This is a genomic window from Actinomadura sp. 7K507 (assembly GCF_004348425.1).
Classification (GTDB): Bacteria; Actinomycetota; Actinomycetes; order Streptosporangiales; family Streptosporangiaceae; genus Spirillospora.
The window spans coordinates 1-23,083 of sequence record NZ_SMKK01000074.1 but is presented as its reverse complement, the minus strand read 5'-3'; the positions used below and the strand labels follow the sequence as shown (position 1 = coordinate 23,083).

General features: G+C 73.6%; 22 protein-coding genes. 9 read left to right on the top strand and 13 right to left on the bottom strand.

All coding sequences use genetic code 11. The features are described 5' to 3' along the window. Positions 1-52: 52 nt before the first annotated feature. Positions 53-697 carry a TetR/AcrR family transcriptional regulator gene (locus E1285_RS18480; protein WP_243722883.1) on the top strand — a complete coding sequence of 215 codons (645 nt, stop codon included), beginning with the start codon at positions 53-55 and terminating at the stop codon, positions 695-697. Here E1285_RS18480 and E1285_RS18475 read toward each other — a convergent pair. The 8 genes from E1285_RS18475 to grpE form a co-directional block, all read right to left on the bottom strand. Beyond that, the gene (locus E1285_RS18475; protein WP_132153663.1) at positions 682-1,599 is read right to left on the bottom strand and encodes an LLM class flavin-dependent oxidoreductase; all 918 of its coding nucleotides are present in this window, start codon (positions 1,597-1,599) and stop codon (positions 682-684) included. The genes E1285_RS18480 and E1285_RS18475 overlap by 16 nt on opposite strands. Positions 1,600-1,618: 19 nt before the next feature. Further along, a complete protein-coding gene (locus tag E1285_RS18470; RefSeq protein WP_132153661.1) occupies positions 1,619-2,860 on the bottom strand; it encodes a multidrug effflux MFS transporter in 1,242 nt (413 codons plus the stop codon). Between the two features lie 143 nt (positions 2,861-3,003). Further along, the gene (locus E1285_RS18465; protein WP_132153659.1) at positions 3,004-4,785 is read right to left on the bottom strand and encodes a hypothetical protein; all 1,782 of its coding nucleotides are present in this window, start codon (positions 4,783-4,785) and stop codon (positions 3,004-3,006) included. A gap of 4 nt (positions 4,786-4,789) precedes the next feature. Further along, positions 4,790-7,090, bottom strand: a complete 2,301-nt coding sequence (locus E1285_RS18460; protein ID WP_132153657.1) for a hypothetical protein — start codon at positions 7,088-7,090, stop codon at positions 4,790-4,792. A 2-nt stretch (positions 7,091-7,092) separates the two neighbouring features. Beyond that, positions 7,093-8,367 carry a GTPase gene (locus tag E1285_RS18455; RefSeq protein WP_243722882.1) on the bottom strand — a complete coding sequence of 425 codons (1,275 nt, stop codon included), beginning with the start codon at positions 8,365-8,367 and terminating at the stop codon, positions 7,093-7,095. Beyond that, the gene (locus E1285_RS18450) at positions 8,364-11,108 is read right to left on the bottom strand and encodes a hypothetical protein (RefSeq protein ID WP_132153655.1); all 2,745 of its coding nucleotides are present in this window, start codon (positions 11,106-11,108) and stop codon (positions 8,364-8,366) included. The genes E1285_RS18455 and E1285_RS18450 overlap by 4 nt, the downstream gene beginning before the upstream one ends. A 26-nt stretch (positions 11,109-11,134) precedes the next feature. Continuing rightward, complete coding sequence (locus tag E1285_RS18445; protein ID WP_132153653.1) at positions 11,135-12,718, bottom strand: Hsp70 family protein; 1,584 nt, start codon at positions 12,716-12,718, stop codon at positions 11,135-11,137. Between the two features lie 5 nt (positions 12,719-12,723). After that, positions 12,724-13,557: a nucleotide exchange factor GrpE gene (gene grpE, locus E1285_RS18440; protein ID WP_243722881.1), complete on the bottom strand. Its 834-nt coding sequence runs from the start codon at positions 13,555-13,557 to the stop codon at positions 12,724-12,726. Between the two features lie 189 nt (positions 13,558-13,746). Between grpE and E1285_RS18435 the strand changes: the two genes are divergently transcribed. Then, positions 13,747-14,394: an ACT domain-containing protein gene (locus E1285_RS18435; protein ID WP_132153693.1), complete on the top strand. Its 648-nt coding sequence runs from the start codon at positions 13,747-13,749 to the stop codon at positions 14,392-14,394. Positions 14,395-14,479: 85 nt separating this feature from the next. Here the strand turns inward: E1285_RS18435 and E1285_RS18430 are convergent, their stop codons facing one another. Beyond that, complete coding sequence (locus E1285_RS18430) at positions 14,480-15,397, bottom strand: sugar kinase (RefSeq protein ID WP_132153651.1); 918 nt, start codon at positions 15,395-15,397, stop codon at positions 14,480-14,482. Positions 15,398-15,469: 72 nt separating this feature from the next. Between E1285_RS18430 and E1285_RS18425 the strand changes: the two genes are divergently transcribed. The 4 genes from E1285_RS18425 (at position 15,470) to E1285_RS18410 (ending at position 18,195) form a co-directional block, all read left to right on the top strand. Continuing rightward, positions 15,470-16,117, top strand: a complete 648-nt coding sequence (locus tag E1285_RS18425; RefSeq protein WP_132153649.1) for a class II aldolase/adducin family protein — start codon at positions 15,470-15,472, stop codon at positions 16,115-16,117. 30 nt (positions 16,118-16,147) lie between these two features. Continuing rightward, on the top strand, positions 16,148-16,951 hold the full coding sequence (locus E1285_RS18420) for an enoyl-CoA hydratase (protein ID WP_132153647.1): 804 nt from the start codon (positions 16,148-16,150) through the stop codon (positions 16,949-16,951). Positions 16,952-17,069: 118 nt separating this feature from the next. Continuing rightward, positions 17,070-17,795: a helix-turn-helix domain-containing protein gene (locus tag E1285_RS18415; RefSeq protein WP_207946652.1), complete on the top strand. Its 726-nt coding sequence runs from the start codon at positions 17,070-17,072 to the stop codon at positions 17,793-17,795. Beyond that, complete coding sequence (locus tag E1285_RS18410; protein WP_243722880.1) at positions 17,776-18,195, top strand: TIGR03668 family PPOX class F420-dependent oxidoreductase; 420 nt, start codon at positions 17,776-17,778, stop codon at positions 18,193-18,195. The genes E1285_RS18415 and E1285_RS18410 overlap by 20 nt, the downstream gene beginning before the upstream one ends. An 18-nt stretch (positions 18,196-18,213) precedes the next feature. Here E1285_RS18410 and E1285_RS18405 read toward each other — a convergent pair whose 3' ends face one another. After that, positions 18,214-19,212 carry an ADP-ribosylglycohydrolase family protein gene (locus tag E1285_RS18405; protein ID WP_243722879.1) on the bottom strand — a complete coding sequence of 333 codons (999 nt, stop codon included), beginning with the start codon at positions 19,210-19,212 and terminating at the stop codon, positions 18,214-18,216. Positions 19,213-19,227: 15 nt separating this feature from the next. Next, positions 19,228-20,028 carry an AraC family transcriptional regulator gene (locus tag E1285_RS18400; protein ID WP_243722878.1) on the bottom strand — a complete coding sequence of 267 codons (801 nt, stop codon included), beginning with the start codon at positions 20,026-20,028 and terminating at the stop codon, positions 19,228-19,230. Positions 20,029-20,094: 66 nt separating this feature from the next. Between E1285_RS18400 and E1285_RS18395 the strand changes: the two genes are divergently transcribed. Beyond that, positions 20,095-20,505, top strand: a complete 411-nt coding sequence (locus tag E1285_RS18395; protein ID WP_132153643.1) for a DUF2000 domain-containing protein — start codon at positions 20,095-20,097, stop codon at positions 20,503-20,505. Here E1285_RS18395 and E1285_RS18390 read toward each other — a convergent pair. Together E1285_RS18390 and E1285_RS18385 are read right to left on the bottom strand one after the other, a co-directional pair. Further along, positions 20,480-21,577 (bottom strand): acyl-CoA dehydrogenase family protein, encoded by a 1,098-nt coding sequence (locus E1285_RS18390; RefSeq protein ID WP_132153641.1) that lies wholly within the window; start codon positions 21,575-21,577, stop codon positions 20,480-20,482. The genes E1285_RS18395 and E1285_RS18390 overlap by 26 nt on opposite strands. 91 nt (positions 21,578-21,668) lie before the next feature. After that, entirely contained in the window at positions 21,669-21,911 is a 243-nt protein-coding gene (locus E1285_RS18385; protein ID WP_132153639.1) for a hypothetical protein, read from the bottom strand. A gap of 94 nt (positions 21,912-22,005) precedes the next feature. Between E1285_RS18385 and E1285_RS18380 the strand changes: the two genes are divergently transcribed. Together E1285_RS18380 and E1285_RS18375 are read left to right on the top strand one after the other, a co-directional pair. Further along, entirely contained in the window at positions 22,006-22,650 is a 645-nt protein-coding gene (locus E1285_RS18380; RefSeq protein WP_243722877.1) for a Uma2 family endonuclease, read from the top strand. Positions 22,651-22,744: 94 nt separating this feature from the next. Next, positions 22,745-23,053 carry a metalloregulator ArsR/SmtB family transcription factor gene (locus E1285_RS18375; protein ID WP_132153637.1) on the top strand — a complete coding sequence of 103 codons (309 nt, stop codon included), beginning with the start codon at positions 22,745-22,747 and terminating at the stop codon, positions 23,051-23,053. The last annotated feature ends 30 nt before the right edge of the window (positions 23,054-23,083 follow it).

Below are 23,083 nucleotides of genomic sequence, written 5' to 3'. Positions count from 1 at the left end.
CCACATCTGCGTCAATGCTCGCGCCATGCGCGTACATCGAGGAGGTGCCCGGGTGACCGATACCGAACCGACGCTGGACGACCCGGCGGCCGTCACCCGCTCGGGGGCGCCGGTGCGGGAGAGCGCGGTCGAGCGGCGGATCCTGGACGCCGCGCTCAAGCAGTTCGCCGAACGCGGCTTCGACCGGACGTCGGTACAGGGCATCGTGGAGGCCGCCAAGGTCACCAAAGGCGCCCTCTACCACTACTTCGACTCCAAGGACGATCTCCTCTACGAGATCTACCACTCGCTGATCGCCCGGCAGCTCGCCGACCTCGGCGACGTGCTGGCCCGCGGGCTGCCGCCGCGCGAGGCCGTCCGGGCCGTGCTGGACGGGCTGATCCGCAGCACGGCGGCGCACATCGACGAGGCGAAGGTGTTCTCCCGCGAGATGCACCGCCTCGACAGCGCCCGGATGCGCTCGATCCGCGCCGACCGCCGCCGCTACCACGTGACGTTCCGCGGCCTCATCGAGCAGGGCCAGCGGGAAGGCGTGTTCAGCGACGCGACGCCCGCCGAGACCGTCACGATCGTCGCGCTCGGCATGGTCAACCAGATGCCGTCGTGGTACCGGGCGGACGGCCCGAAACCGGCCGCCCGCCTCGCCGACGAGGTGACCGGCTTCGTCATGTCCGCCTTGGATCAGCCCCGTGCCTGAGGACCCCGTGTCTGGAGGTGGAGCGCCGCGTCGCGCACGTCGGCGAGTTCGGAGTCCCAGTCCTCCGGCGGCGCCAGCGGCGCCAGCACGAACTTCGACAGGCCGGCCTCGACGAGCCGCTTCAGGTGCGCCTCCAGGCCGTCCAGGTCGGGGACGACGTCGTCCAGCGGAGCGGGCCCGCTGACCCGCCGGACCCGGGCGAACCGCGCCTCCGCCTCCGCGGGCAGCGGCCCGCGCCGGTACGGGACGACGGCGCCGAAGTGCTCCTCCTCGATCTCGCGCCCCGCGCCCGCCGCCGCCTCCTGGACGGCGAGCCGGCCGCGCTCGCCCTCGGCCGGGGTGGTGAACGCGGCGAGCCACCCGTCCGACAGCCGCCCGGTGCGGCGCAGCTCCGGCTCGGACGTCCCGCCCATCCACACGTCGAACCCGCGCGCCGCCGGCTTCGGCAGGACGCGCAGCGCCTCGTAGCGGAACCGGGGACCGTCGTGGGTGACCTCGTCCTCGGCCCAGAACCGGCGCAGCAGCGGCAGCGCCTCTTCGAGGATCGACGCCCGCTCCTCCCGCCGCACCCCGAAGGCCTGCTGCTCGCCCGCGTGGCGCTGCCCGAGCCCGAACGCGGGCAGCAGCCGCCCGCCGGAGAGCACGTCGAGGGACGCCAGCTCCTTGGCGAGGACGGCGGGGGAGCGGCCCGGCAGGGTCATCACCGCGGTGCCGAACTTGATCCGCGATGTCAGCGCCGCCGCGTAGGTGAGCGCGACGACGGGATCCAGCGCGGGGCCGGTCACCCGCTCGGACACCCACAGGGAGTCGAAGCCCTCGCGTTCGAGGCCGAGCGTCAGGGCGGTCAGCGCGTCGCGGGAGAGGGTGGACGCTGCCGGGGCCATGCCGATGCGAACGATCACATCATGACCGTACGCGGGGTCAGTTCTTTGACGCAACCTTCGTCGGGCGGGTGGTGGTCGCGGTGACCACGGACGCGAGGAGCGCCAGCACGGCGATGGACACCGCCATCGGGACGGCCGTGTCCGGCCCCGCGATCCCGGCCAGCGGCGCGGCGGCCCCGCCCAGCGTGAACTGGGTCACGCCCAGCAGCGCGGAGGCGCTTCCGCCGACCCGGGGGGAGCGGCCGGACAGGGCCAGCGCCGTCGCGTTCGGCAGGATGAGCCCCTGCCCGGAGACCGTGAGGAACAGTGCGGGGAGCACCCCGTACAGGCCGGCGCCGGTGAGGACGGCGACCACCAGGAGCACCCCGCCCGCGGTGATGATGCCCAGCCCGACGGCCAGCAGCCGGCGCAGCGGCACCCGCCCGGCGAGCCGGCCGCCGACCTGCGAGGCGGCCACGATCCCGAGGGCGTTGACGCCGAACGCGACGCCGTACGTCTGCGGCGACATCCCGTAGATGTCCTGGAGGACGAACGGCGACCCAGAGATGTAGGTGAACATCGCCCCGAACGCCAGGCCGATCGTCAGCGCGTACCCGGCGAACGTCCGGTCGGCGGCCAGATCCCGGAACGTCCGGGCCGTCGCGCGCAGCCCGCCCGTCGCGCGCCGCTCGGGCGGCAGCGTCTCCTTCAGCCCGAGCAGCGCGCCGAGGAACAGCGCCACGCCGGCCGCGGACAGGACGGCGAACAGGCCCGGCCAGGGCACGACCCGCAGCAGCTGCCCGCCGAGGACGGGCGCGAGGATCGGTGCTAGCCCCGTGACCAGCATCAGCATCGAGAAGAACTTGGCGGCCGCCACACCCTCGTACAGGTCGCGGACGATCGCCCGCGCGATCACGATCCCGGCCGCGCCGGTGGCGCCCTGCACCACCCGCATCGCGATGAGCGTCTCCACGGTCGGCGCGGCCGCGCACAGCAGCGACGCGGCGGCGTAGGCGACCAGCCCGATCAGCAGGGGCCGCCGCCGTCCCAGCGTGTCGCTGAGCGGCCCGGCCACCGCCTGCCCCAGGGCCAGCCCGATCACGCACGCGGTCAGCGTGAGCTGCGTCTGCACCGCGCCGGTCGACAGGTCCGAGGCCAGCGTGGGCAGGGCCGGCAGGTAAAGGTCGATCGTCAGCGGCCCGATGGCCGTCAGCGACCCGAGCCCGATGATCAGCCAGAGCCGCCGGTCCGCCGCGCCGCCGTGTGCCGTCTCGGCGGTCGGGCCGACGGTTTGCGTCAATGTTCCTCTTCCTGGGTCGGAGACGAGCCGAGGGATAGTTAGCCCCGCGAACTTCCAAGGGAATGTTTGCCCGAAATCTTCCAGGTCATAAGGGTGTGTTCAGTCACATCCGCGCCGCATCGGCGGCCAGAGCCCCGCGAAGGTCAGAAGGGGAAGCGCTCGGCGGCGGCGACGACGGCGCCCGTCACCGTCGCGACGGTGAGGACCGACAGGCCCGCCAGGACGGCCCACCGCCCGGCCTGGTAGCCGACGGGGACGCGGCCCGGACCGCGGCCGCGCACCGGCCAGGGGGCGCGCAGCGGGGCCGTCCCGGGAAGCTCCTGGGGCGCGTCGGCGGGCGGCTGCCCGCCCGCGCTCCCCGCGGGCGCCAGGCCCGTCACCCAGCCGAGCAGATCGGCGACGTCCGCCGGTTCGGTGGCCAGGCCGGACGCGAAGTACCGGACCTGGCCGGCGAGCTGGTCGAGGGCCCGGACGGTGTTGCCGAGGCCGACGTCCCCGAGCCATTCGCGCAGCCCCGCCCCGTCGTCGGAGCCGTTGTCCGGGCCGCCGTCGCCGCCGCCGTCGGGGCCGCCCTGCGCGCGCCGCTCGCCGAGGCAGCGGCCGATCTCCGTGCGGGCCAGCAGATCGGTCTTGGTGACGATGACCGCGACGCGTTTCTGGTGTCCCTGGTCGGGGCGGGAGCGCAGCTCGTTCAGCACCCGCTGCAAGGTGTCGGCGGGATCCTCCTCCGACGACACGGCGGCCTGGTCGACGAACTCCAGCTCGTCCCCGGTCAGGGAGCCGCGCAGCTGGGGGAGGGCGAAGGGGTCGACGACGAACAGCAGCGCCTCACCGTGGTCCAGGTAGCGCAGCGATTCGACCTCCGTGGCGCCCGTGTAGTGCTCACCGGCCGGGTCGAACAGGTAGAGGATGCGCCGCGAACGTCCCGGCAGTTCCACGTCCACCATGGTCGCCAGCGGCAGCTCCGGCCCGGTCTTGGCGAGACGCCCGCCGCGCTGGAATTCGCGTATCGCGCCCGCGTACGCCTGCGCGTGCCGCTGCTCGACGAACGCGAGCCGACCGTGGAGGGTGCGGGCCCGTGCGTGCAGGGCGCGGATCCCCAGGACCATGAACGTGGTCTTGCCGGCTGCCGGGCCGCCGACGAACGGCAGCGGCTCCACGCGGACGCGTCCGATCCGCTCCGGCAGCCGCCCACCGCAATGCGGGCAGTACGCGGCCAGCCGGAAACGACCGAGCGGGACGGTCGTGGGCAGCCGCGCCCCGCAGCGGCACACGTGCCGGAACGCGCCACCCGACCCCGGGGCGAGATGGGTGTGCCGTGCGCCGCACCCTGGGCATTCGTACTCCGGCAGGCCGATCCGCTCATAACAGAAGGGGTGCGGACACGTCTGCAGGATCCGCCCGTACATCATGAACACGCGCTCCACCGCGGCCAGGACGAGCACGCACACCAGCCACACGGCGAGCCCGACCGCCGCGACCACCCCGTACAGGACGGTGAGCGCGAGCACGAACACGCCGGCCGGCACGGCGGCGGCCACGATGCCCGTGCACAGCGCCAGCCAGACGGGGAAGACGAAGAACCCCCAGAACCCGCCGAGGAGCAGCCGGGTGAGGCGCACGAGGATGGTCCTGGCCGTCCGGTACACCTGCGGGACGACCGTGCGGCTGATCGTCCACCAGTCCCGCCACACCTGGCCCAGCAGGTAGTGGCGGTAGGCGATCTTCGGTTCGGCGACCGGCGAGGGCCCGTCGAGGGCGGACGGAGCGAGCGTCCGGCACGCGTTCAGGTAGTACAGGCCCAGCGCGGCGGCCCCGGCGACGACGAGCGTCGCGGCGAACAGCACGGGGAACACGTACATGAAGCCGAGCCACATGGCCGCGCCCCACACGGCGATCAGCAGCAGCACCAGGATGGGATGCACCGGCTCACCTCCCCCCGCGCGGGGGCTCGCCGTCGCCCCGCGCCGGTTCGAGGAGGTCGCGAAGCGCGGCCCGCAGCCGCGGGCTGCGCGCCAGGCGCGAGTCGAGCTGCTTGGCCGCCAGCCACCGGCCGGCCGCGGCCCGCGCCCAGGCCTCCAGGGCCGGTTCGGTGACGCCGCGCGCCTTCAGCCGCAGGACGACCTCGACCAGGTCGTTGCGCTGCTCCATCTCGCCGCCGCGCAGCGGGGCGCGGCCGGCGCGGGCACGTCCCGGCAGCTCGGCGGTCCACCGCTCGCCGAGGCGGGCCCGGACCGGCGCCGGCAGGGCCGCCAGCAGGTCCGCCCGGAACGCCGGGGGCCGCCGGCACAGGCGTTGCGCCACTCCGACGAACGCCTCCCCGGCGAGCTGCGAGCCGGCGCCGTCCGCCGCGATCTCCTCCAGCGCTCGCGCCGCCCGCGCCGGCCCGGCCGTGATCGCCTTCCCGTACGCCTGGACGAGGGCCGCGTCGCGCCCGGCCCGCCCCTCCGGCATGACCTCCCGCGTCCGGTCCGCGAGGCGCAGCGTCGCCGGGTCGGCGAGGCCCTCGCCGCCGGGGAAGGCGAGGCGCGTGAACGCCCGGGACAGCAGCGCCGCCAGCGCCGGGTGGCCGCCGGTCCCCGTGCTGGAATCCGTGCTGGAGCCCGTGCTGGAGCCCGCGCTGGAACCCGTGCCGTGCGCGTCCAGCAGGTCGAGGCACTCCGCGGCCGAGGGCGGCGAGGCCCACACCTGCCCGAGCGCCGCCTCCACGTCCGCGGCCACCTTGCCGTCCAGGCGCAGGAGCCGGCCGGTCGCCTCCGCGCGGCGGCCGGGGACCCGGCGGCCGACGGACGCCAGGACCGGGACGGCGATGTGCGGGACGTCCCGCAGCCACTCCTCCGCCCGGAACAGCGCGTCGCACACGTCCGGGTCCGACAGCGGCGCGGTGCGCTCGGTGAGCTCGGCGGTGATCCCGTCGAGCAGGGCGTCCCGCAGGCCCCCGTCCCGGCAGGCGGTCAGGGCGGCGTGCAGGGACGCGCCGTCGTAGCCGGTGCAGCGTGCCGCCGCGTCCGTGACGTCGCCGCGGGAGACCGCCAGCCCGGCGCTCAGCGCGGCGCGGGCGACGCGGGCGAGGCCGGCCATGTCCGTGACCTCCGCGAGGGCGGCGGAGGCTCGGGCGGCCAGCAGGTCGCCGGCGCCCGTCCCGCCGTCCGTCCCGCCGCCCGGGGCGTGCTCGTGGACGGTCAGGGCCAGTTCCAGCCCCATGAACGGCATGGCCTGCCGCAGCTCCCGCCACAGCCAGTCGGGCGGGTCGATCCTGCGGCCCGCCACGACCGCCGCGACCTCCGCCTCCTCCTCGCCCGTCACCGGCGCGTCCGCGCGGCACAGGGCGAGCAGCGCGGCGGCGCCGTCGCGGTCGGCGGCGGACGCGCCGTCCCCGGCGGCGATCTCCCCGAGGAAGTCGAGGCCCGCGAAGTCGGAGTCGCGCCAGCAGGCGCCCACACCCCGCGCGAACCGGGACGGGGCCCCGGCCATCGGGCGCCCGGTCCGCAGGTCGATGGCCGTTTCCCGCGACGGGTGCACTCCCGTCGCCGCCCACACGTCGGGGGTCGTGCCCACCAGGCTCTGCCCGGCGCGCATCGGGTCGGCGCTGTAGGTGGCGAACGACAGCCGCGCCGCCGCCGCGACCGGCAGGGAGTACGACACCAGCGCGATCCAGCGGGCGATCACCTCGACGTCGTCGGCGACGAGGACCACCCGGCCGCCGGGGACGGCGTTCTCGCGGACGGCGCTCACCAGGAGCCCCAGCGTGCCGAAGGGGTCCTCGGGGCCGGACCCGGGCAGCCAGGCGGCGAGTTCCTCGGGGGCGAGGCCCGCGCCCGGGGCCAGCTCGTCCACCTCGTCCAGGACGGCGCCGTCCGCCGGCAGCGGCGCCCACAGCGGGGACCCCCACAGCTCGGCGGGACGCATCCCCTCCAGCTCGTCCGGCTCGGCCACGACCGCGTGCGCGAAGAAGTTGCCGTAGCGGCCCGAGTAGTCCCGGCCGAGGTAGCGGCACCGCAGCAGCAGCGGGCGCCCGTCCACCACGTCGTACAGCAGCGTCACCGGGAACCGGTCCAGCTCGGAGTCGCCGGGCGCCAGCGGCGCGTCGGGCGGCGGCCGGTACGACATGTACGGCATCACGCCCGCCCTGGCTCCGTCGGGCAGGCCGGGCGTCTCGGCGACGAACTGGAACCCGGCCCGGCCGGTGGGTCCGCGCCGCGCGGAGGTGTAGTGCAGCTGCCAGGCCACGGCTACGGCCCTCCGGGACGGACGCCGTCGAGCATCCCGAACCTGTGCAGCAGCCACAGCAGCGGATCCTCGGCCCGGTACGGCCGGACACCGCCCGCGCCGACGCGTTCCCCCTCCGGGACGCCGCCGAGCGCCGACAGCCCGAACAGCGCGTGGTCGGCGTAGTGCTGCCCGAGGTAGGTGTCGAGCTGGCCCGCCTGCCACTCGTGCAGCAGCGCGCGGACCTGCTCGTGCACCGCGTCCCTGTCGTCGAGGTCCAGGACGCCCTGGCCGGACCGGGACCGGTGCAGCGCCGACTGCCTCAGCAGCGCCGGCCGCAGTGCGTCGATCTTGGTGAGGGCGACCGCGACGGGGACGGGCAGCGGCTCGCCCGGCCGGGTGCCGTGCCGCTGCCGCAGCGTGTCGGTGACGCGGGCGATGACGTTCAGCGGCTCGCTGTCGGGATCCAGTGCCTGCGGGGAGTGGGCCGGGCGTGCCGCGGGAACGGAGTCCCGCACGCCGGTCCGGGCGCCGGGCAGCTCCAGCGGATCGACCAGGAAGATGATCGCGTCGGCCGCCTCCAGGTACCGCAGGTGCAGGTCGGTGACCTCCCGGCTGCGCAGGTCCTCGCCCGCGGTATCGAACAGCACGAGCGCGAGCGAGTCGTTGCGGGGGCGCGAGAACCGCCCCCGCCGCGTCCGGGTGAGCAGGTACACCAGCGGTTCGCGGGGGCCGGTGGCGGCGCTCGCCGTCGTCGGCAGCAGCCGCCGCTCCTCCAGCAGCGGGCGCGCGAAGTCGCGCTTGTACCGCTCGATCGTCCGGTCGTCGCACGCCACCAGCGACGAGTCCAGCTCCGTCCCGACGCGGTTCATCAGCTCGTGCAGCAGCACGGCGATGTAGGTGCTCTTGCCCGCGTTCTTCGCCCCGACGAGAGCGACGATCCGGCCGGGGGAGTCGCAGTACGCGGACGGCAGCGGGTTGTGGCACTCCGGGCATGCCCGGTTGCCGGTCGGGACACCGCACTCCGGGCAGCTCGCGCGCCCCTTGCGCCCGGACGTGGCGAACACCGGCGGCAGCGACGCGCCCGCCGCCGAACCCGTGTACGCGGCGAGTTCCTCGTCCAGGACGGGCGCGCAGCCCTGCCGCCGCCCGGCCTGCCCCCGGCACCGGAACAGGATCCGCTGCGGCGCGACGGACGCGAAGCAGTACGGGCAGGTCACACCCCGCTTGGACGAGCCCTGCCTGAACGCGCGCTGCCGGGACGGCACCCCGGGAACCCGGGCGAGTGGCCTCGTCATCGCTGGACCTGAAGCCGGCGGACAGGGGGGTCGCTCAGCTCGACGGAGTCGTCGTCGGCGAAGCAGCGCAGCCAGTACGGCCCGGAGGCGTCCGGCACGGCCAGAGAGAGCTCGCCCGGCACGGGCACCTGCTCCCAGGCGCCGAGCGTCTCCCCGTCGCCGGGACGGTGGGGCATGACCCGCCCGGCGCGCAGCACCAGCGACAGCCGCGCCAGCCGCAGCGGGCGGGACGAGGTGAACCGCAGGGTCAGCGTCCGCCGCCACGGCGGCCCCGACCGCAGCACGTCGTAGCGGACGATCGTGCGGGCCGCGACCTCGGCGGTCACCGGCGGCCCGGTCAGCCGGGAGCCGCCCACGGTCCCGGCCGCCGCGACCGACAGCTCCACGGGCTCGTCCTCGGGGACCGGCAGCCTGATCCCGCCCTGGGTGTCGTAGGCGGCGCGGGTCACGACCTCGCCCGCCCCCGCGCCGGACGGCCACGGCTCGGCGCCGATCCGGTACGCGAGGTCGACCTCCGCGACGTCCGGCGGCCAGTCGAACCCGATGTGCACGTGGTCGCCGCGCCGCTCGGCCACCAGGCGGCGCGGGGGCGGCAGGTTCACGTGCCGGTGGTACGCGCCGATCGCCGCGGTGCCCTCGGCGACGGTCACCGCGAGCAGCCACCCGCTGGCACCCGGCCGCACCTCCAGCCCGCCGGGGACCGGCGCGCACGCCAGCCGGCGCGTCTCGCCCCGCACCTCCTCCAGCGGGACGAGCGCGCTGCGCGGCCACGGCGGCGGCCCGTCCGACAGCACCAGCTCGACCGTCCCGTTGCCGGGCGGGTCGAACCGCGCCCGGACCAGGTCCGGCTCGGACGCGTCGGTCTCGGCGGACAGCTCGTACACCGGTTCCGGCGGCGCGCTCGGCGTGACCGAGGCCCGCACGCCGTCCGTCACGACCTCCCGGCCGGAGGAGTCGAGGTAGACGGCGCAGATCCGGTAGTGGTGCGTCCGGCCGTTGGGGACCCGCTCGCGGAACCCGTCGCGCCCCGCCGGGACCGTCCGCCCGTCGCGGACGACGACGACCCGGGCCGCCTCCGCCGGGCACCGCCACCGTCCCGTCACCTGCCCGTCCCCGGCCAGCAGCTCGACCTCGCCGGGGTCGGGCCGCACGAGCAGCGGCCCCGCCACGGCCGGCGCGGAGGCCGCCTCACCGCGCACCGCGACCACGCCGTAGTACAGCGGCACGTTCACGGGCGGCCGCTCATCGGCCTCCCCGGCGATCGGCGTCCCGTCCCGCATATCGCGCGGTGGCCGCCCCCGCTGCCGCACGACCTGGTAGGACACCTCTCCCGCAGGGGAGGGCGACGGCTCCCAGGAGAGCCGCACCGCCGCCGCACCGCGTCCGTCACCGGTGCGGTCGTGTTCACCGCCGCGGACGAGCCGGTCCGCGGGGTCGCGGCGGGCGGCGGAGGCGGCTCCGGCCGCGCGGCCGTCCACGTCCGCGATCACCGGCCCGGCGGGATGAGGGGGAAGGCGGCGCTGGTGGGCGGCGGCGCCGGGAAGGTCGCGGACGAGCTGCAGGGCGTCGGCGAGGAGCCGGTACGCGCGGTCCGGGTCGGGTTCGGCGGTGGCCGTCTCGCGGAGGCGCAGCGCGGTGTCGAGGCGATGGCGGGCCTCGGCCGCGAGGACCTCCTCCTCCGGCGCCTCGGGGCCGCCGGATGTGCGGGGAACTCCGGCGGAGTCCGCCAGCTCCGACGCCGCGAACACCTCGCCCGCGTCCAGGAGCGCGCGGAGACGTCCCGCGAGGCCGCCGCCGGGCCCGGTCTCGCGGACGACGGCGAACACCATGCGGCGCGCGTCGCCCTGGTCGATGCCGAGGTCCTCCGCGGCGTACCGCAGCAGCGCCCGCTCGGACGCCCGCTGCCGCAGCCGCTCGCGGAGCCTCTCGGTCACGTCGTAGAGGACCAGTTCGGGAAGCCCGGCCCCCGACCGGAGCGCGGCCAGGATCGTGTCGGCATGCGTGGTGCTGGTGTCGCGGCTGCGGCGGGCCCATTCCGCGCCGGCCGCCGCCACCGCGTCCGCGTCGAGCCGCAGGTTCCCGCCGGGCGCGGCGAACCCGTCCAGCAGCCGGATCGGCCCGGTCAGCCGGGCCCCGAACAGGAAGTCGGGCAGGTGCCGCCTGCCTAGGACGTCCAGCGACTCCTGGACCTTCCGGTACGCCGGGTAGGGCGCGGCCGTCGGCAGCGGGTCGGGCTCGCGGATCTCGATGCGGTCGCCGGCGGCGAGCCTCTCCAGCTCGGCGCGGGCCACGCCGCCTGTGCGCGCGATGGCCTCGACCTCGGCGGGCGTCGCCATCTTCAGCGTCCCCGCCGCGTCGGCGAGCCGGGCGCGGGCCTGGCCGCGGCGGCGCTCGCCGCGTTCGCGCCCGCCGCGCAGCCGCGCGTCCAGCGGGCGCAGGTCACCGCGCTCGGCGGCGCTGAACAGCGGCGCCAGCTCGCGGTGCTCGGCCTCCAGCCGGTCGATCAGCTTGCGGTACTTCAGCTGCCCGCGGGCCCGCCGCCAGCACTGCCTGACCTCCTTGACCCGCGCCGCGACCTGCGGCCCGGTGAGACCGTCGAGGGTGGCTCGTCCGTTGAACGGCGGTGTGGAGGACGGGAGGTCGCCCAGCGCGTACCGGACGCGCAGATCCTCGGGAGGCTGGTCGCCCGCGTCCCGCGCGGGCTCCAGCACCTCCCGCCGGTAGTCGTCGTCGAACGCCACGGGCGCCTCCAGAGGCCGGCGGGCCGCTAGCTGACCTGGACCCGGGAGAGGGCCTTCCGGGAACGCTCGACCTCCTCCTCGGACATCCCGCCGACGTCGATCTTCAGTTCCAGCCGCTCGCCGGTCTCCTTCTCCACGGCCGTGACGTTCAGCAGGCCGGACGAGTCGAGCGCGAACGTGACCCCGATCGGCCAGCCCGCCTTCTTGCCCGGCGGGATGCGGATCTCCCCGGTCGCGATCTCGGTGTTGTCGATCAGGTCGGGTGACTCCACGGCCCCGGCCTGCTCCATCACCCGGATGTCGGCGGACGCCTGGTCGTCGTAGACGGTGAAGAAGTCCTCGGTCTTCGCGGCGGGCAGCTCGTCGTTGGCGTGCACGAGGTGCGCGACGTTCTCGGCGCCGGTCTCCCGGTCGACCACGACGATCCCGAACGCGTGCGACGCGACCGTCTTGATCTGCCGCCCGGCGATCTGCTTCTGCTGCTCGGCGGACAGGCCCGCGCGGCTCGCCATCTCCTCGGCGCGCTCGGCGGCGCCCTCGCGGACGAGCCGCCGGTAGGTCTCCTCGAACGCGTACAGCGACGCGCCCTTGGCGACCGCGAGGTCGGGGTCCTGCAAGCGGGGGGACATGCCCAGCTCGGTCTCCAGCCGCGCCGCGACGACCGGCATCTTCGTGGATCCGCCGACCAGGACGAGGTCGTCGTAGTCGTCGACGTTCTTGTCGGCGGCGGTCGCCAGGGTCCGGCCGGTGATCTCGACGGTCCGGTCGAGGAGGTCCTTGGTCAGCTCCTCCAGCTTCTCCCGCGTCACCTCGACCGACGCGACCCGCCCGCCGTGCATGACGCGGACGGTGTGCGAGGTGCGGGTGGTGAGGGCCTTCTTGGCGTCCTCGGCGTCCCGGCGGAGCTGCTGCTCGGTCTGCTTGTCGTCGAGCGGGTCGCCGGCGTCGGGGTGCTCGGCGCGGAACCGCTCGGCCAGGTGCTCGACGAGCCGCGCGTCCCAGTCGGCGCCGCCCAGCTCGTGGTCGCCGTCGGTGCACACCACCTCGATGTGCCCGTCGCGCAGCGTGATGACCGTGGTGTCGAACGTCCCGCCGCCCAGGTCGTACACCAGGATCGTCCTGTCCTGTTCGGGGTTCAGGACGCCGTAGGTGATCGCGGCGGCGATGGGCTCCGACACGATGTCGATGACGTTCAGCCCGGCGATCCGCCCCGCCTTGCGGGTCGCGTCGCGCTCGGCGGCGCCGAAGTAGGCGGGGACGGTGATGACCACGTCGCGGGTCTCCTCGCCCGTCGTGGTGCGCGCGTCCGTCGCGAGCTTGAGCAGGATGAACGCCGACAGCTCCTCGGGGGTGAAGTCGATCCCGTGGATGGGGCGCGTCACGTCCCGGCCCATGTCGCGTTTGACGAGGCTGACGACGTTGTCGGGCTCCAGGACCGCGGTGTCCTTCGCGGTGGCGCCGACGACGACGTTCTCGCCGCTCTCGAAGTAGACGACGGACGGGGTGGTGTCGGTGCCCTCCAGGTTGCGCAGGACCGCCGGCCGCCCGACATCGTCGATGGAGGCAATGCAGGAGTACGTGGTTCCGAGGTCGATCCCGTAGACAGCCATGTCCCTCACCTATCGGTACCGAGTCCGCTGTTCATCGTCTCGCCGCGCCCCGTCCCGCGCAGGCGATTCGAGCCGGTCCCGACCGCTGGACCAGCCCCGTTCGACCCGGTTTCGGGGTCGTCGTCCACCTTTTCTTTCGCGTCGCCGTGCTGGCCGACGCCGTGCTGGCCGACCCCGTGCTGGCCGACCCCGTGTTTGCCGACCCCGTGTTTGCCGACGCTGACGGCCGCCTTGCGCAGCACCTTCCCGCTCTGCTCGAACCCGTCGGACTGGACGGTCGCCACGGTGCCGTCCCGCATCGGGTCGTCGACGGGCGTGACCGCGACGGGCCGGTGCCGCGACGCGTCGTAGGGGGTGCCCGGCTCGACCGTGAACCTCTCCACGCCGAGCCGCGCCAGGGCGTCCGCGACGTCGTCGGCGAGCGCCTCCAGCAGCAGCGCCGTCTGCGCCGGATCCGGCGGGTCGGCCAGGTCCGGGGCGGCGAGCCGGCCCGACTCGCGGCGCGCCTGGTCGTGCAGCCGGTACAGCGCGGCGCGGACCGGCTCCAGCATCGCCTGGAGTTCGCCGCGCCGCAGCCGCTGGTTCTCCTCGTGCAGCCGGTCGATCACGGCCTCGCGGTGCGCGGCGCGCTCGTGCTCGCGGTCGAGCCGCGCGGCGAGCCCCGCCAGGGCGTCCCTGACGTCGGCGCGGAACGCCTCACCCTCCGGGCCCTCCGGATCGGGTGGGACGGCGCCGCGCACGTCGGTCGGCGCCGCTTCGTCCCCGGCGTCCCTTCCGGGCGCCCGCTCCGGCTCGGTTCCGGAATCCTCGTTGACTGGGGGGTCCCCGTCCCTCGACACGTGGAGTTACCTTAATCCTGGGTGGCGTGCGGCGATAGGCCTGCTGATGACCTTCATTGGACTCTAGTTTGACCGGTACCCGCCATTCCAGCACCGCCAACGGCGCGGTTTTGTCGTGGCGACACCTCTGGGTAACGCGGTGGAAACAGGCTTCACCGAAGGTGATGGCAGCGGAGAGCGGAGGTGGCGATGTTGCTGCGGATACGTATCCGGCTGCCCGACCGGCCCGGGTCGCTGGGTCAGGTGGCCCGCACCCTGGGCGCGGCGGGGGCCGACGTCGTCCAGATGGCGGTGCTGGAGCGCGACAACGGGCGGGCGATGGACGACTTCACGGTCGCGTGGCCCGCCGCGGCGGGCCTGGAGCGGCTGATCGACGGACTCGAAGCCGTCCCCGGCGTGGACGTCGTCGGGGTGTGGCCGACGGCCGAGCCGCAGGGCTCCCCGGAGGCCGCCTTGATCGGGCAGGTCGCGGCGCATCCGGAACGCGGCGCCGAGATCCTGGCGGACGCGGTCCCGGCCATCCTGAGCGCCGACTGGGCGGTGCTGGCCGAGCCGAAGGGCGAGGACTCCGGCGATGCGGTGCTCGTGTACGCCAGCGTCGGCGGGCAGGTCGGGGCCGACCTGCCGGGCCTCATGCCGCTGCGGCCGCGTGCCTTCACGGCGGCGGACGGCACGCACTACGCGGTCTGCCCGTTCTCCAGGGGCGGCGGCGCGCTGGTCGTCGCCCGGACGGGGGCGCCGCCGTTCCACCGGACCGAGGTGTCCCGCCTGGAGCAGCTCACGGGCGCGGCTGACGCCGTCCTGACCGGTGACCGCGCTGGACGTTCCGCCGTCTGACCCCGGCTCGGCACAGCCCTGATCTAGTTCGGCCCGGATCCAGTTCAGCCCGGATCTAGTTCGGCCCGGATTCGTTCGGCCCTGTTTAGTTCAGCAGGGCGAGGACGGTGTCCAGGTCGGTGAGGCAGGCGTCGGAGCCGAGCCCCTGCGCGACGGTCGCCGCTGCCGCTGTGCCCCAGCGCGCCGACTCCAGGACGTCCCGGTCCTGGACGAGCCCGGTGATGAACCCGGCGCAGTAGGCGTCGCCGCAGCCCGTGGTGTCGACGACCTCGACGGGCACGACCGGCAGCCGGTGCACGCCCTCGGCCGTCGCGACGAGGCTGCCCTCGCTCCCGAGCGTGACGATCACCGTGCCCGGCCCTTCGCCGAGCAGGGCTTCGGCGGCCTTCTCCGGGTCGCTCTCCCCGGTCATCGCGGCGGCCTGCTCCTCGTTGGGCAGGAAATGGTCGACATGCGGCAGGAACGCGGCGGCGCCGCCGAGGAGGTCGGGCATGTTGGACAGCAGGTCCATCGTGACCACGGTGCCGGTCTCGCGGGCGTGGGCGAGCATCTCGAAGAAGGCGGGGTCGTTGAGGCCGAACGTGACGTCCGGCCCGCCCAGGTGGACGACGCTCGCCGCGGCCAGCAGTCCCGGGCCGACGGCGCCGGCGGTGAGGGTCAGGTTGGCGCCCGGTACGTGGAAGCTGGGACGCCCGCCGTCCGGCCGGATCGGCAGGATCGACGCGCTCGTCTGGTCGGCGGTCCGCCGGACGAGCCCGCGGACGTCCACGCCGTTGCGCGTCATGATCGTCACCAGCAGGTCGCCGAGGTCGTCGTCCCCGATCGCGCCGACCGAGACGACGTCGTTGCCGAGCCTGGCGAGCGCGACCGCGGTCCCGGCGGCGGCGCCCGCGGCGGTGACCCTGATCTCGTCCAGGACGACGGTGTCCTGCCCGTCCGGGATGCCTTCCACGGGCCGCGCGAGCACGTCGAGGATGTGCGCGCCCAGTGTTACAACCGTCATGACCAGACCCCTTGAAGATCGTCAGGGTCGTAGCGTACGCGGTGAAGACCCCGAAACGTGAGAGGTATTCGTATGTTGCTGAAGGACGAGCGGGCCGAGCTGTGCGCGATCGGCCGCCGCCTCGCGGAGGCCGGCCTGGTCACCGGGGCGTCCGGGAACGTCAGCGTCCGGTCGGGCGACCTGGTCGCGGTCACGCCGGGCGGGATGATGCTGGACGGGATGGAGCCCGCCGACTGCCCGGTCGTGAATATGTCTGCCCGGCTGGTCGAGGGGGACAGGGCGCCCTCGTCCGAGACCCCGATGCACCTGGCCCTGTACGAGACGACCCCCGCGGCGGCCATCGTCCACACCCACTCGACCTACGGCGCCGTGGTGGCGACGACCATGTCCGAGCTGCCGCCGATCCACTACAACACCCTGCTGCTGGGCGGCGTGGTGAAGGTCGCCGAGTACGCCACCTACGGGACGCCCGAGCTGGCGGAGAACGTCCAGAACGCCATGGCCGGAGGGAAGCGCGCGGCGTTGATGGCCAACCACGGCGGCGTCACGATCGGCCGCGACCTGGAGGAGGCGTTCGAGAACGCCCGCCTCCTGGAATGGCTCTGCGGCGTCTACGTCCGGGCCAGGACGATCGGCGAGCCCCGCGTCCTCACCGACGGCGAGCTGGCGGCGGTGGTCGAGCGCGGCCTGCGCCCCCCGGAGTTCCCGCGTGTAACCTAACGCTTGTTAGGTCACCGTGGGAGGTCCGCTTTGCCCTTCGTCCTGATCGACAGGCCGCGCCCGCACATCACCCTCATCACCCTCAACCGGCCCGAACGCATGAACGCGATGGCGTTCGACGTCATGGTCCCGTTCCGGGAGGCGCTGGAAGAAGTCAGCCGCGACAACGACACCCGCGTCGTCGTCATCACCGGTGCCGGGCGCGGCTTCTGCTCCGGCGCCGACCTGGAGAACCCCGGCGACATCCCCGGCATCGACGGGCTCACGCTCCCCACCATCGCCCTGCGCTCGATGGAGCTGCTCGACGACGTGATCCGCGCGATGCGCCGCGTGCACCAGCCGGTCATCGCGGCGGTCAACGGCCCGGCGATCGGCGGCGGCCTCTGCCTGTCCCTGGCCGCCGACATCCGGCTCGGCGCCGACACCGCGCTGTTCCGCGCCGCCGGGATCAACAACGGCCTCACCGCGAGCGAACTCGGCCTCAGCTACCTGCTTCCCCGCGCCATCGGCTCGTCCCGCGCCTTCGAGCTGATGCTGTCCGGGCGCGACGTGGACGCCACCGAGGCCGAACGCATCGGCCTCCTGTCCCGCGTCGTCCCGTCCGACAAGCTCCTCGACGCCTCCTGCGAGCTGGCCGAGCGGATCGCCGGGTTCAGCCGCCCCGGCACCGAGCTGACGAAGCGGATGCTGTGGTCCAGCCTGGACGCGGCGAGCCTGGACGCCCACATGGGCCAGGAGGGCCTCGCCCAGCTCTACGTCCGCCTCACCACCCAGAACTTCGAAGAGGCCATCAAGGCCCGCAAGCAGAACCGCCCCCCGGACTTCAAGGACTGACGCGCGGCGACCGGCGTGACAGGCTGAGGGGGTCCTCAACTGTTGGGTGAAGAGTGATGAACGTGAGTGCTTGTGAGCGGGTCGGGCTTCGTCGGTGGGGGACGGTACGGTCCAGAGCGTGCAGGTGACTCAGGCGTACCGGTTCGCGCTGGACCCCACCCCTGAACAGGAGCGGGCGTTGTGTTCGCATGCGGGGGCGGCGCGGTTCGCGTGGAACTGGGGCCTGGCCGCCTGCATCGGCCGTTACGACATCGAGGGCCGGCGGTGGTCGGGGGGCGAGTTGCACCGGCTCTGGAACCAGGTGAAGAAGACCGATCCGGCGCTGGGCTGGTGGGGCGAGAGCTCCAAATGCGTCTACCAGGAAGCCTTCCGGGACCTGGACCGGGCGCTGCGTGTCGTCCGGTCCCGCAAAGGGGCCCGTAAGGGCCGCAGCCTGGGGTTCCCCCGGTTCAAGAAGCGAGGCCGGTGCCGCGACTCCTTCCGCTTCGGCGCCGGTGCCATGCGCTGCAGCGGCCGGACGGTGACGTTGCCTCGGCTGGGCACGATCGCCACGCACGTGTCCGAGCGCACCTACCTGTGCGACGGCTGTGGCCTGGTCCTGGACCGGGACGTCAACGCCGCCCGTAATCTGCTCGACCTCGCCGCCAGTGGGGCGGAGAGGCAAAACGCCTGTGGAGGCGATGTAAGACCCGGCCCCGCCGGGCAACCGCCCGCGAAACAGGAACCCGGCACCGCGCATGCGGGTGAGACCGGGACCGCCGCCGCGCAAGCGACGGCTACCCCAAGGGCGAATGCTCGCATTCGCTCACACATTGCGGGTAACGGTGCCGAAGCTCTCGCCTGACGACGCGCGGCGGCTGCTGACGACGGTCCCGGTGGTGCGCCTGGCGACCGTTGGGGAGGACGAGCGGCCGCACCTCGTCCCAGTGACGTTCACCGTCCACCGGGGGACCGTCTACACGGCCGTCGACCACAAGCCCAAGAGCACGCGGGACCTGCGGCGGCTGGCCAACATCCGCGCCAACCCGCACGTCGCGCTGCTGGCCGACCACTACGAGGACGACTGGAGCCGGCTCTGGTGGGTCCGTGTGGACGGCCACGCGAACATCGTGGAGGACGCCTCGAAGATGGCCGGACCCGTCCGGCTGCTCGCCGACCGCTACCCCCAGTACCGCGACCGCCCGCCCGAAGGCCCGGTCATCGCCGTCACGATCGACGGCTGGAGCGGCTGGGCGGCGTCCTGAGGCCTGTCAGCAGGCCTGTCAGTCCCAGGCTCCGCCGATCCTCGCGAGGTCGGCGGCGTACTCGATGCGGGTGGACCACTCGTCCGGCCAGGCGTCCATGCCGAGGTGTGCGCCGGCGAAGGCGCCCGCCAGGCACGCGATCGAGTCGGAGTCGCCGGAGCTGGCGGCGCCGCGCCAGATCGCCTCGACCGGCTGCTCCGGGAACAGCAGGAAGCACAGAAGGCCGGTGGCCATCGCCTCCTCGGCCGTCCAGCCCGCCCCGGTGATCTCGCAGGGGTCGGACGTGCGGTCGCCGCGCCCGAGAGCCTCGTCCAGGTGGTCGAGGACGGTCAGGCACTCGTCCCAGCCGCGGGCGATGAACGTCTCGGGGGCGTCCATGCCCGGCTGCTGCCACAGCGTGCCCAGCCACCGCTCGTGGTAGACGGTCCGCTGGTCGTGGCAGCGGGCGCGGAGCGCCGCGGGCAGGCCGGACGGGTCCATCCCGTCGGCCAGCCACCGGACGGCGAACGCCGTCAGCTCGCTGGCGGCCAGCCCGGTCGGGTGCCCGTGGGTGAGCGCGGCCTGCAGCTGCGACGCGCCCGCCCGAGTCTCGTCGGTGAGGCCGGGAGCGAGGCCGACCGGCGCGACGCGCATGTTGGCGCCGCAGCCCTTGGAGCCCGCCACGGTGGCCTCCACCCAGGGCTTTCCGGCCGCCAGGCCTTCGCACGCCCGCAGGCACGTGTGGCCAGGCGCGCGGTTGTTGTCGGGGCTGTTCAGCCAATCGACGAACCGCCGCCGCCACATCGGCGTGACCAGCTCGGCGGTGAAGGGAGGGTTCTCCAGAGCGTCCAGGAGAGCGACGCCGACCGCGATCGCCATCTGCGTGTCGTCGGTGACCAGCGCCGGATCGCCGTTGAGCTGCGTCGGCCCGTGCTCGCCGAAACGGCGGTGGATCTGTTTCATGGTGAGGAACTCGGTCGGCGCGCCGAGGGAGTCCCCGTACGCCATCCCGAACATCGCCCCGCTCGCCCTTCTCATGGGCGGCATTCTGCCTCAATCGGTATGGGCGCCGCGGAAACCGGCGGGCGTCATGCCGTAGCAGCGGACGAACCAGCGCGTCAGATGGCTCTGGTCGGCGAACCCCGTCACCGCCGCGACGTCACCGATCGCATCGCCCCGGGCGAGCAGCCGCCGCGCCGCGCGCAGCCGCAGCTGGCGCTGGTAGTCGCTCGGCGCCATCCCGTAGACCCGCCGGAACCCCCGGTACAGCGCGAACCTGCTGCACCCCGCCGCCTCGGCCAGCTCGTCGGCGCCCACGTCGTCCAGCGCTTCGAGCCGCCGCCGCGCCCGCTCGACGGCACCCGTCGCGGGCGAGGCGCGCAGCGGCCGCGTCGAGGCCCGGCCGACCATCGAGCCGACCGTCGCGGTCAGCAGCTCGTCCCGCCGCAGCGCGGACGCACCGCCCAGCAGCGCCGCGTGCAGGCCGCGCAGATTCCGCGCCAGGACGGGATCGGCCACGACGGGCGAGTCGAACAGCGGCGGCCCCACCGGACGGTCGGTGATGTCGGCGAGCACGTCCGAGACCAGCTCCGGGCCGATGTGGACGATCCGGTACGTGAAGCCCAGCTCGTCGGCGGGGTGGCCGTCGTGCGGGTCGTCGGGATTGAACGCGATGACCATCCCGGCCGCGCTGGTGTGGGCGTCGCCGCGGCACCGGAACGCCTGGTATCCGTCCTCGGTGACGCCGAACGAGTACGTCTCGTGGCTGTGCCGGTGGTAGACGTGCCGCTCGAACCGCGCGTGCATCGCCTCCAGCGGGCGGTCGGCCGACCGCCAGTACCTGCTCCATTCCACGCGGTCCAGTCTGCCGCGCACGAGCGTCCAAGACACCCCGTCCCGCCCGGGGGCATCCTCGGGGGCATGCGCTTCGACACCAAGATCGGGATCGTGGTCCGGGACGACCTGGCCGCGTGGCAGCGGCTCAACGTCACCGCGTTCCTCGCTAGCGCCGTCGCGGGCCGCTTCCCGGGCGTCATCGGCGAGCCGTACGAGGACGCTTCCGGCAACGCCTACCTGGCGATGTTCCGGCAGCCCGTCCTGGTCTACGAGGCCGGCGCCGAGGAGATCCGCAAGGCCCACGCACGCGCCCTCAGCCGCGAGATGGACACCGCCGTCTACATCGAGGACATGTTCAAGACCGGCCACGACGAGGCCAACCGCGAGACCGTCCGCGCCGTCACGGCCGACGAGATGCCGCTCGTCGGGTTCTGCGTCCACGGCCCGAAGAACGGCGTGGACAAGGTCCTCAAGGGGTTGCGGCTGCACCCGTGAGCCCGGCCATCTCGCCGAGGCGCTCGCGATGGCGGTCCGGCGTCCCGAACAGCTGCCGGGACGACTGGGCGCGCTTGAAGTACAGGTGCGCGTCGTGCTCCCACGTGAACCCGATGCCGCCGTGCAGCTGGATCGCCTCGCCGGCCGTGTGGAAGAAGGCGTCCGAGCAGTACGCCTTCGCCACCGCCGCCGCGTGCGGCAGCTCCTCCGGGCTCTCGTCGGCCACGGCCGCCGCGTTCAGCACCGCCGACCGCGCCGACTCCACCAGCACGAACATGTCCGCGCACCGGTGCTTGATCGCCTGGAACGACCCGATCGGACGCCCGAACTGGTACCGCACCTTCGCGTACTCCACCGTCATGTCGAGGGTCGCCTGCGCCCCGCCGAGCTGCTCGGCGGCCAGCGCCACGGCCGCGACGTCCATGGCGCGCCTGATGGCGCCCTCCCCGCCGACCTTGCGCGCCGGGACGCCGTCGAACTCGATCCGCGCCAGCTTCCGCGTCTGATCGAGGGTGGGCAGCACCTTCCGCTCGACTCCTGCCACGTCCTCCACGGCGTACAGCCCGACACCGTCCGCGCCCCTGGCCGCGACGAGAATCAGATCGGCGACGTGCCCGTCCAGGACGAAGTTCTTCGTCCCGCGCAGCACCCCGCCCTCGAATGTGGCCGACACGGACCCGAGATCCCAGCTCCCGCCGTCCTCGGCCACCGCGAGCGTCGCGACCGTCGAACCGTCGGCGATTCCCGCCAGCAGGTCATGCCCGCCGTCCCCCGCCTCCAGAGCAGCCGCGGCCGCGATCGTGGCGAGGAACGGCGCACACACCACGGCCCGTCCCATCTCCTCGAACACGACGGCCAGCTCCCGCATCCCGAACCCCGCGCCGCCGTGCTCCTCGCCGATCGCGAGGCCCTGCAACCCGAGCTGCCCGGCCATCTGCGCCCACACCTCGGGGTCGTAGCCCTCGGCCGTCTCCATCAGCCGCCGCACCTCGGCGGAAGGGGACCGGTCGGCGAAGAACCGCCGCAACGCGTCCGCCAGCTCCCGCTGTTCCTCCGTGACGACGAGCTGCATCCGGATGGCCTCCCCACGTGTCCTGAACCGCCGGGCCATCATGCCGCAGCCCGCTCACCCCGCTCCCGGGCGCTCCCGCCCACCGGGACGGTCAGGGCGCCCAGTCGTGCGGCCCGAGCACGTACCCCTTGCTGGTCGAATGCAGGTGGTTGGCCGACACCAGATGCCCGAGCGCCGCCCACAGTTCCTCCTCGGGCGCGCCGACGAGCTCCTCGATCGTGTCGAAGTCCGCCGCCCCGCCGCCCTTGTCGATCGTCGCGACGGTCTCGTACACGGCCAGCTCGAAGTCCGACAGCTCCTGAACGTCCCCACGCCTGAACTTTCGCTCATCCATAGCCGAACCGTGCCCGTTCCCGGCCCGTTCTACCTGCCACAGACGGGACCCGGGCCGTACGCTGGAGGCGTACGCTCATTCAATTACGATCTGTATGCGAAAGGTGGCGCTCTGCTCATATACTCGCTCGCGAGGAAAGGAGCAGAGCATGACTGTGATGGTTCATGAGCCTCTGTCGCACGAGGACACCGACGTTCTCCTGGAAGGTTTCCTCGCCCTTGAAACCCCCGAGGGCTTCCGAGCCGAGCTGATCGACGGAGAGATCGTCGTGACCCCACCCCCCCTTGGCGGCCATGAGCGATGCATAGGTCAGATCCTTCGCCAGGTCATCCGGTACAGCGCCACGGAGTTCGAATGCTCTTGCAACAAGGGCCTTAGGGTGCCGGGGGCCGACGGGCACCCGGACAGCCGCGTGATCCCGGACATCACCTTCGTCTCCATCGAGTCGGACCCCTTCCGCGAGGCCGAGGCATGGATGCCGGCCGAGAATGACGGCATCGTCATGGTCGTCGAGGTGACGTCGTCCCGGCCGAGGCGGGATCGAGAGGCCAAACGGGCCGGGTACGCACGGGCGGGCATTTCGTTCTACCTCCTGGTGGATCGTGAAGAACAGACGGTGACGCTGTTCAGGGGGCCCGACGGGACGGCCTACAGGCACACGGACCAGGTGCCGTTCGGCAAGGCTCTCCCCCTGCCCGAGCCGTTCGAGATCGAGCTGGACACCTCAGGTTTCGCCTGAGACGGCCTTGGGCCGGGCAGGGCCGGGTTTCACTGCCCTGCCCGGCGCGAATATATGCCTTGACAGGCATATGGCTTCAGGGGAATATAGACGTATGTCCGTTGATGCGTTCACCGTGCTCGCCGAGCCGACCAGGCGCCTGATCCTCGGTCGGCTGCTGGAGGACGAGAGCGGCGTGAACGAGCTGGTCGAGGCGCTCGACATCAGCCAGCCCAGGGTGTCCAAGCAGTTGAAGGTGCTCCGGGAGGCCGGTTTCGTCACGTGCCGTACGGAGGCGCAGCGGCGGATCTACCGCATCCAGCCGGGCCCCTTCCAGGCACTCGACGACTGGCTTCAGCCGTATCGCGCCCTCTGGGACCGGCACCTCGACGCTCTCGAGCGCCACCTCGACAACCTGGAGTGACCATGACCTCCGACGCATACCGCCCGAGCC

Excerpts from the sequence above, each read along its gene's own strand:
- E1285_RS18395 (WP_132153643.1), top strand. The coding sequence starts at position 20,095 with ATGCGCTTCGACACCAAGATCGGGATCGTGGTCCGGGACGACCTGGCC.
- E1285_RS18390 (WP_132153641.1), bottom strand. The coding sequence starts at position 21,577 with ATGCAGCTCGTCGTCACGGAGGAACAGCGGGAGCTGGCGGACGCGTTG.
- E1285_RS18380 (WP_243722877.1), top strand. The coding sequence starts at position 22,006 with ATGCGAAAGGTGGCGCTCTGCTCATATACTCGCTCGCGAGGAAAGGAG.
- E1285_RS18430 (WP_132153651.1), bottom strand. The coding sequence starts at position 15,397 with ATGACGGTTGTAACACTGGGCGCGCACATCCTCGACGTGCTCGCGCGG.
- E1285_RS18425 (WP_132153649.1), top strand. The coding sequence starts at position 15,470 with ATGTTGCTGAAGGACGAGCGGGCCGAGCTGTGCGCGATCGGCCGCCGC.
- E1285_RS18455 (WP_243722882.1), bottom strand. The coding sequence starts at position 8,367 with ATGACGAGGCCACTCGCCCGGGTTCCCGGGGTGCCGTCCCGGCAGCGC.
- E1285_RS18435 (WP_132153693.1), top strand. The coding sequence starts at position 13,747 with ATGTTGCTGCGGATACGTATCCGGCTGCCCGACCGGCCCGGGTCGCTG.
- E1285_RS18445 (WP_132153653.1), bottom strand. The coding sequence starts at position 12,718 with ATGGCTGTCTACGGGATCGACCTCGGAACCACGTACTCCTGCATTGCC.
- E1285_RS18385 (WP_132153639.1), bottom strand. The coding sequence starts at position 21,911 with ATGGATGAGCGAAAGTTCAGGCGTGGGGACGTTCAGGAGCTGTCGGAC.
- E1285_RS18375 (WP_132153637.1), top strand. The coding sequence starts at position 22,745 with ATGTCCGTTGATGCGTTCACCGTGCTCGCCGAGCCGACCAGGCGCCTG.
- E1285_RS18405 (WP_243722879.1), bottom strand. The coding sequence starts at position 19,212 with ATGAGAAGGGCGAGCGGGGCGATGTTCGGGATGGCGTACGGGGACTCC.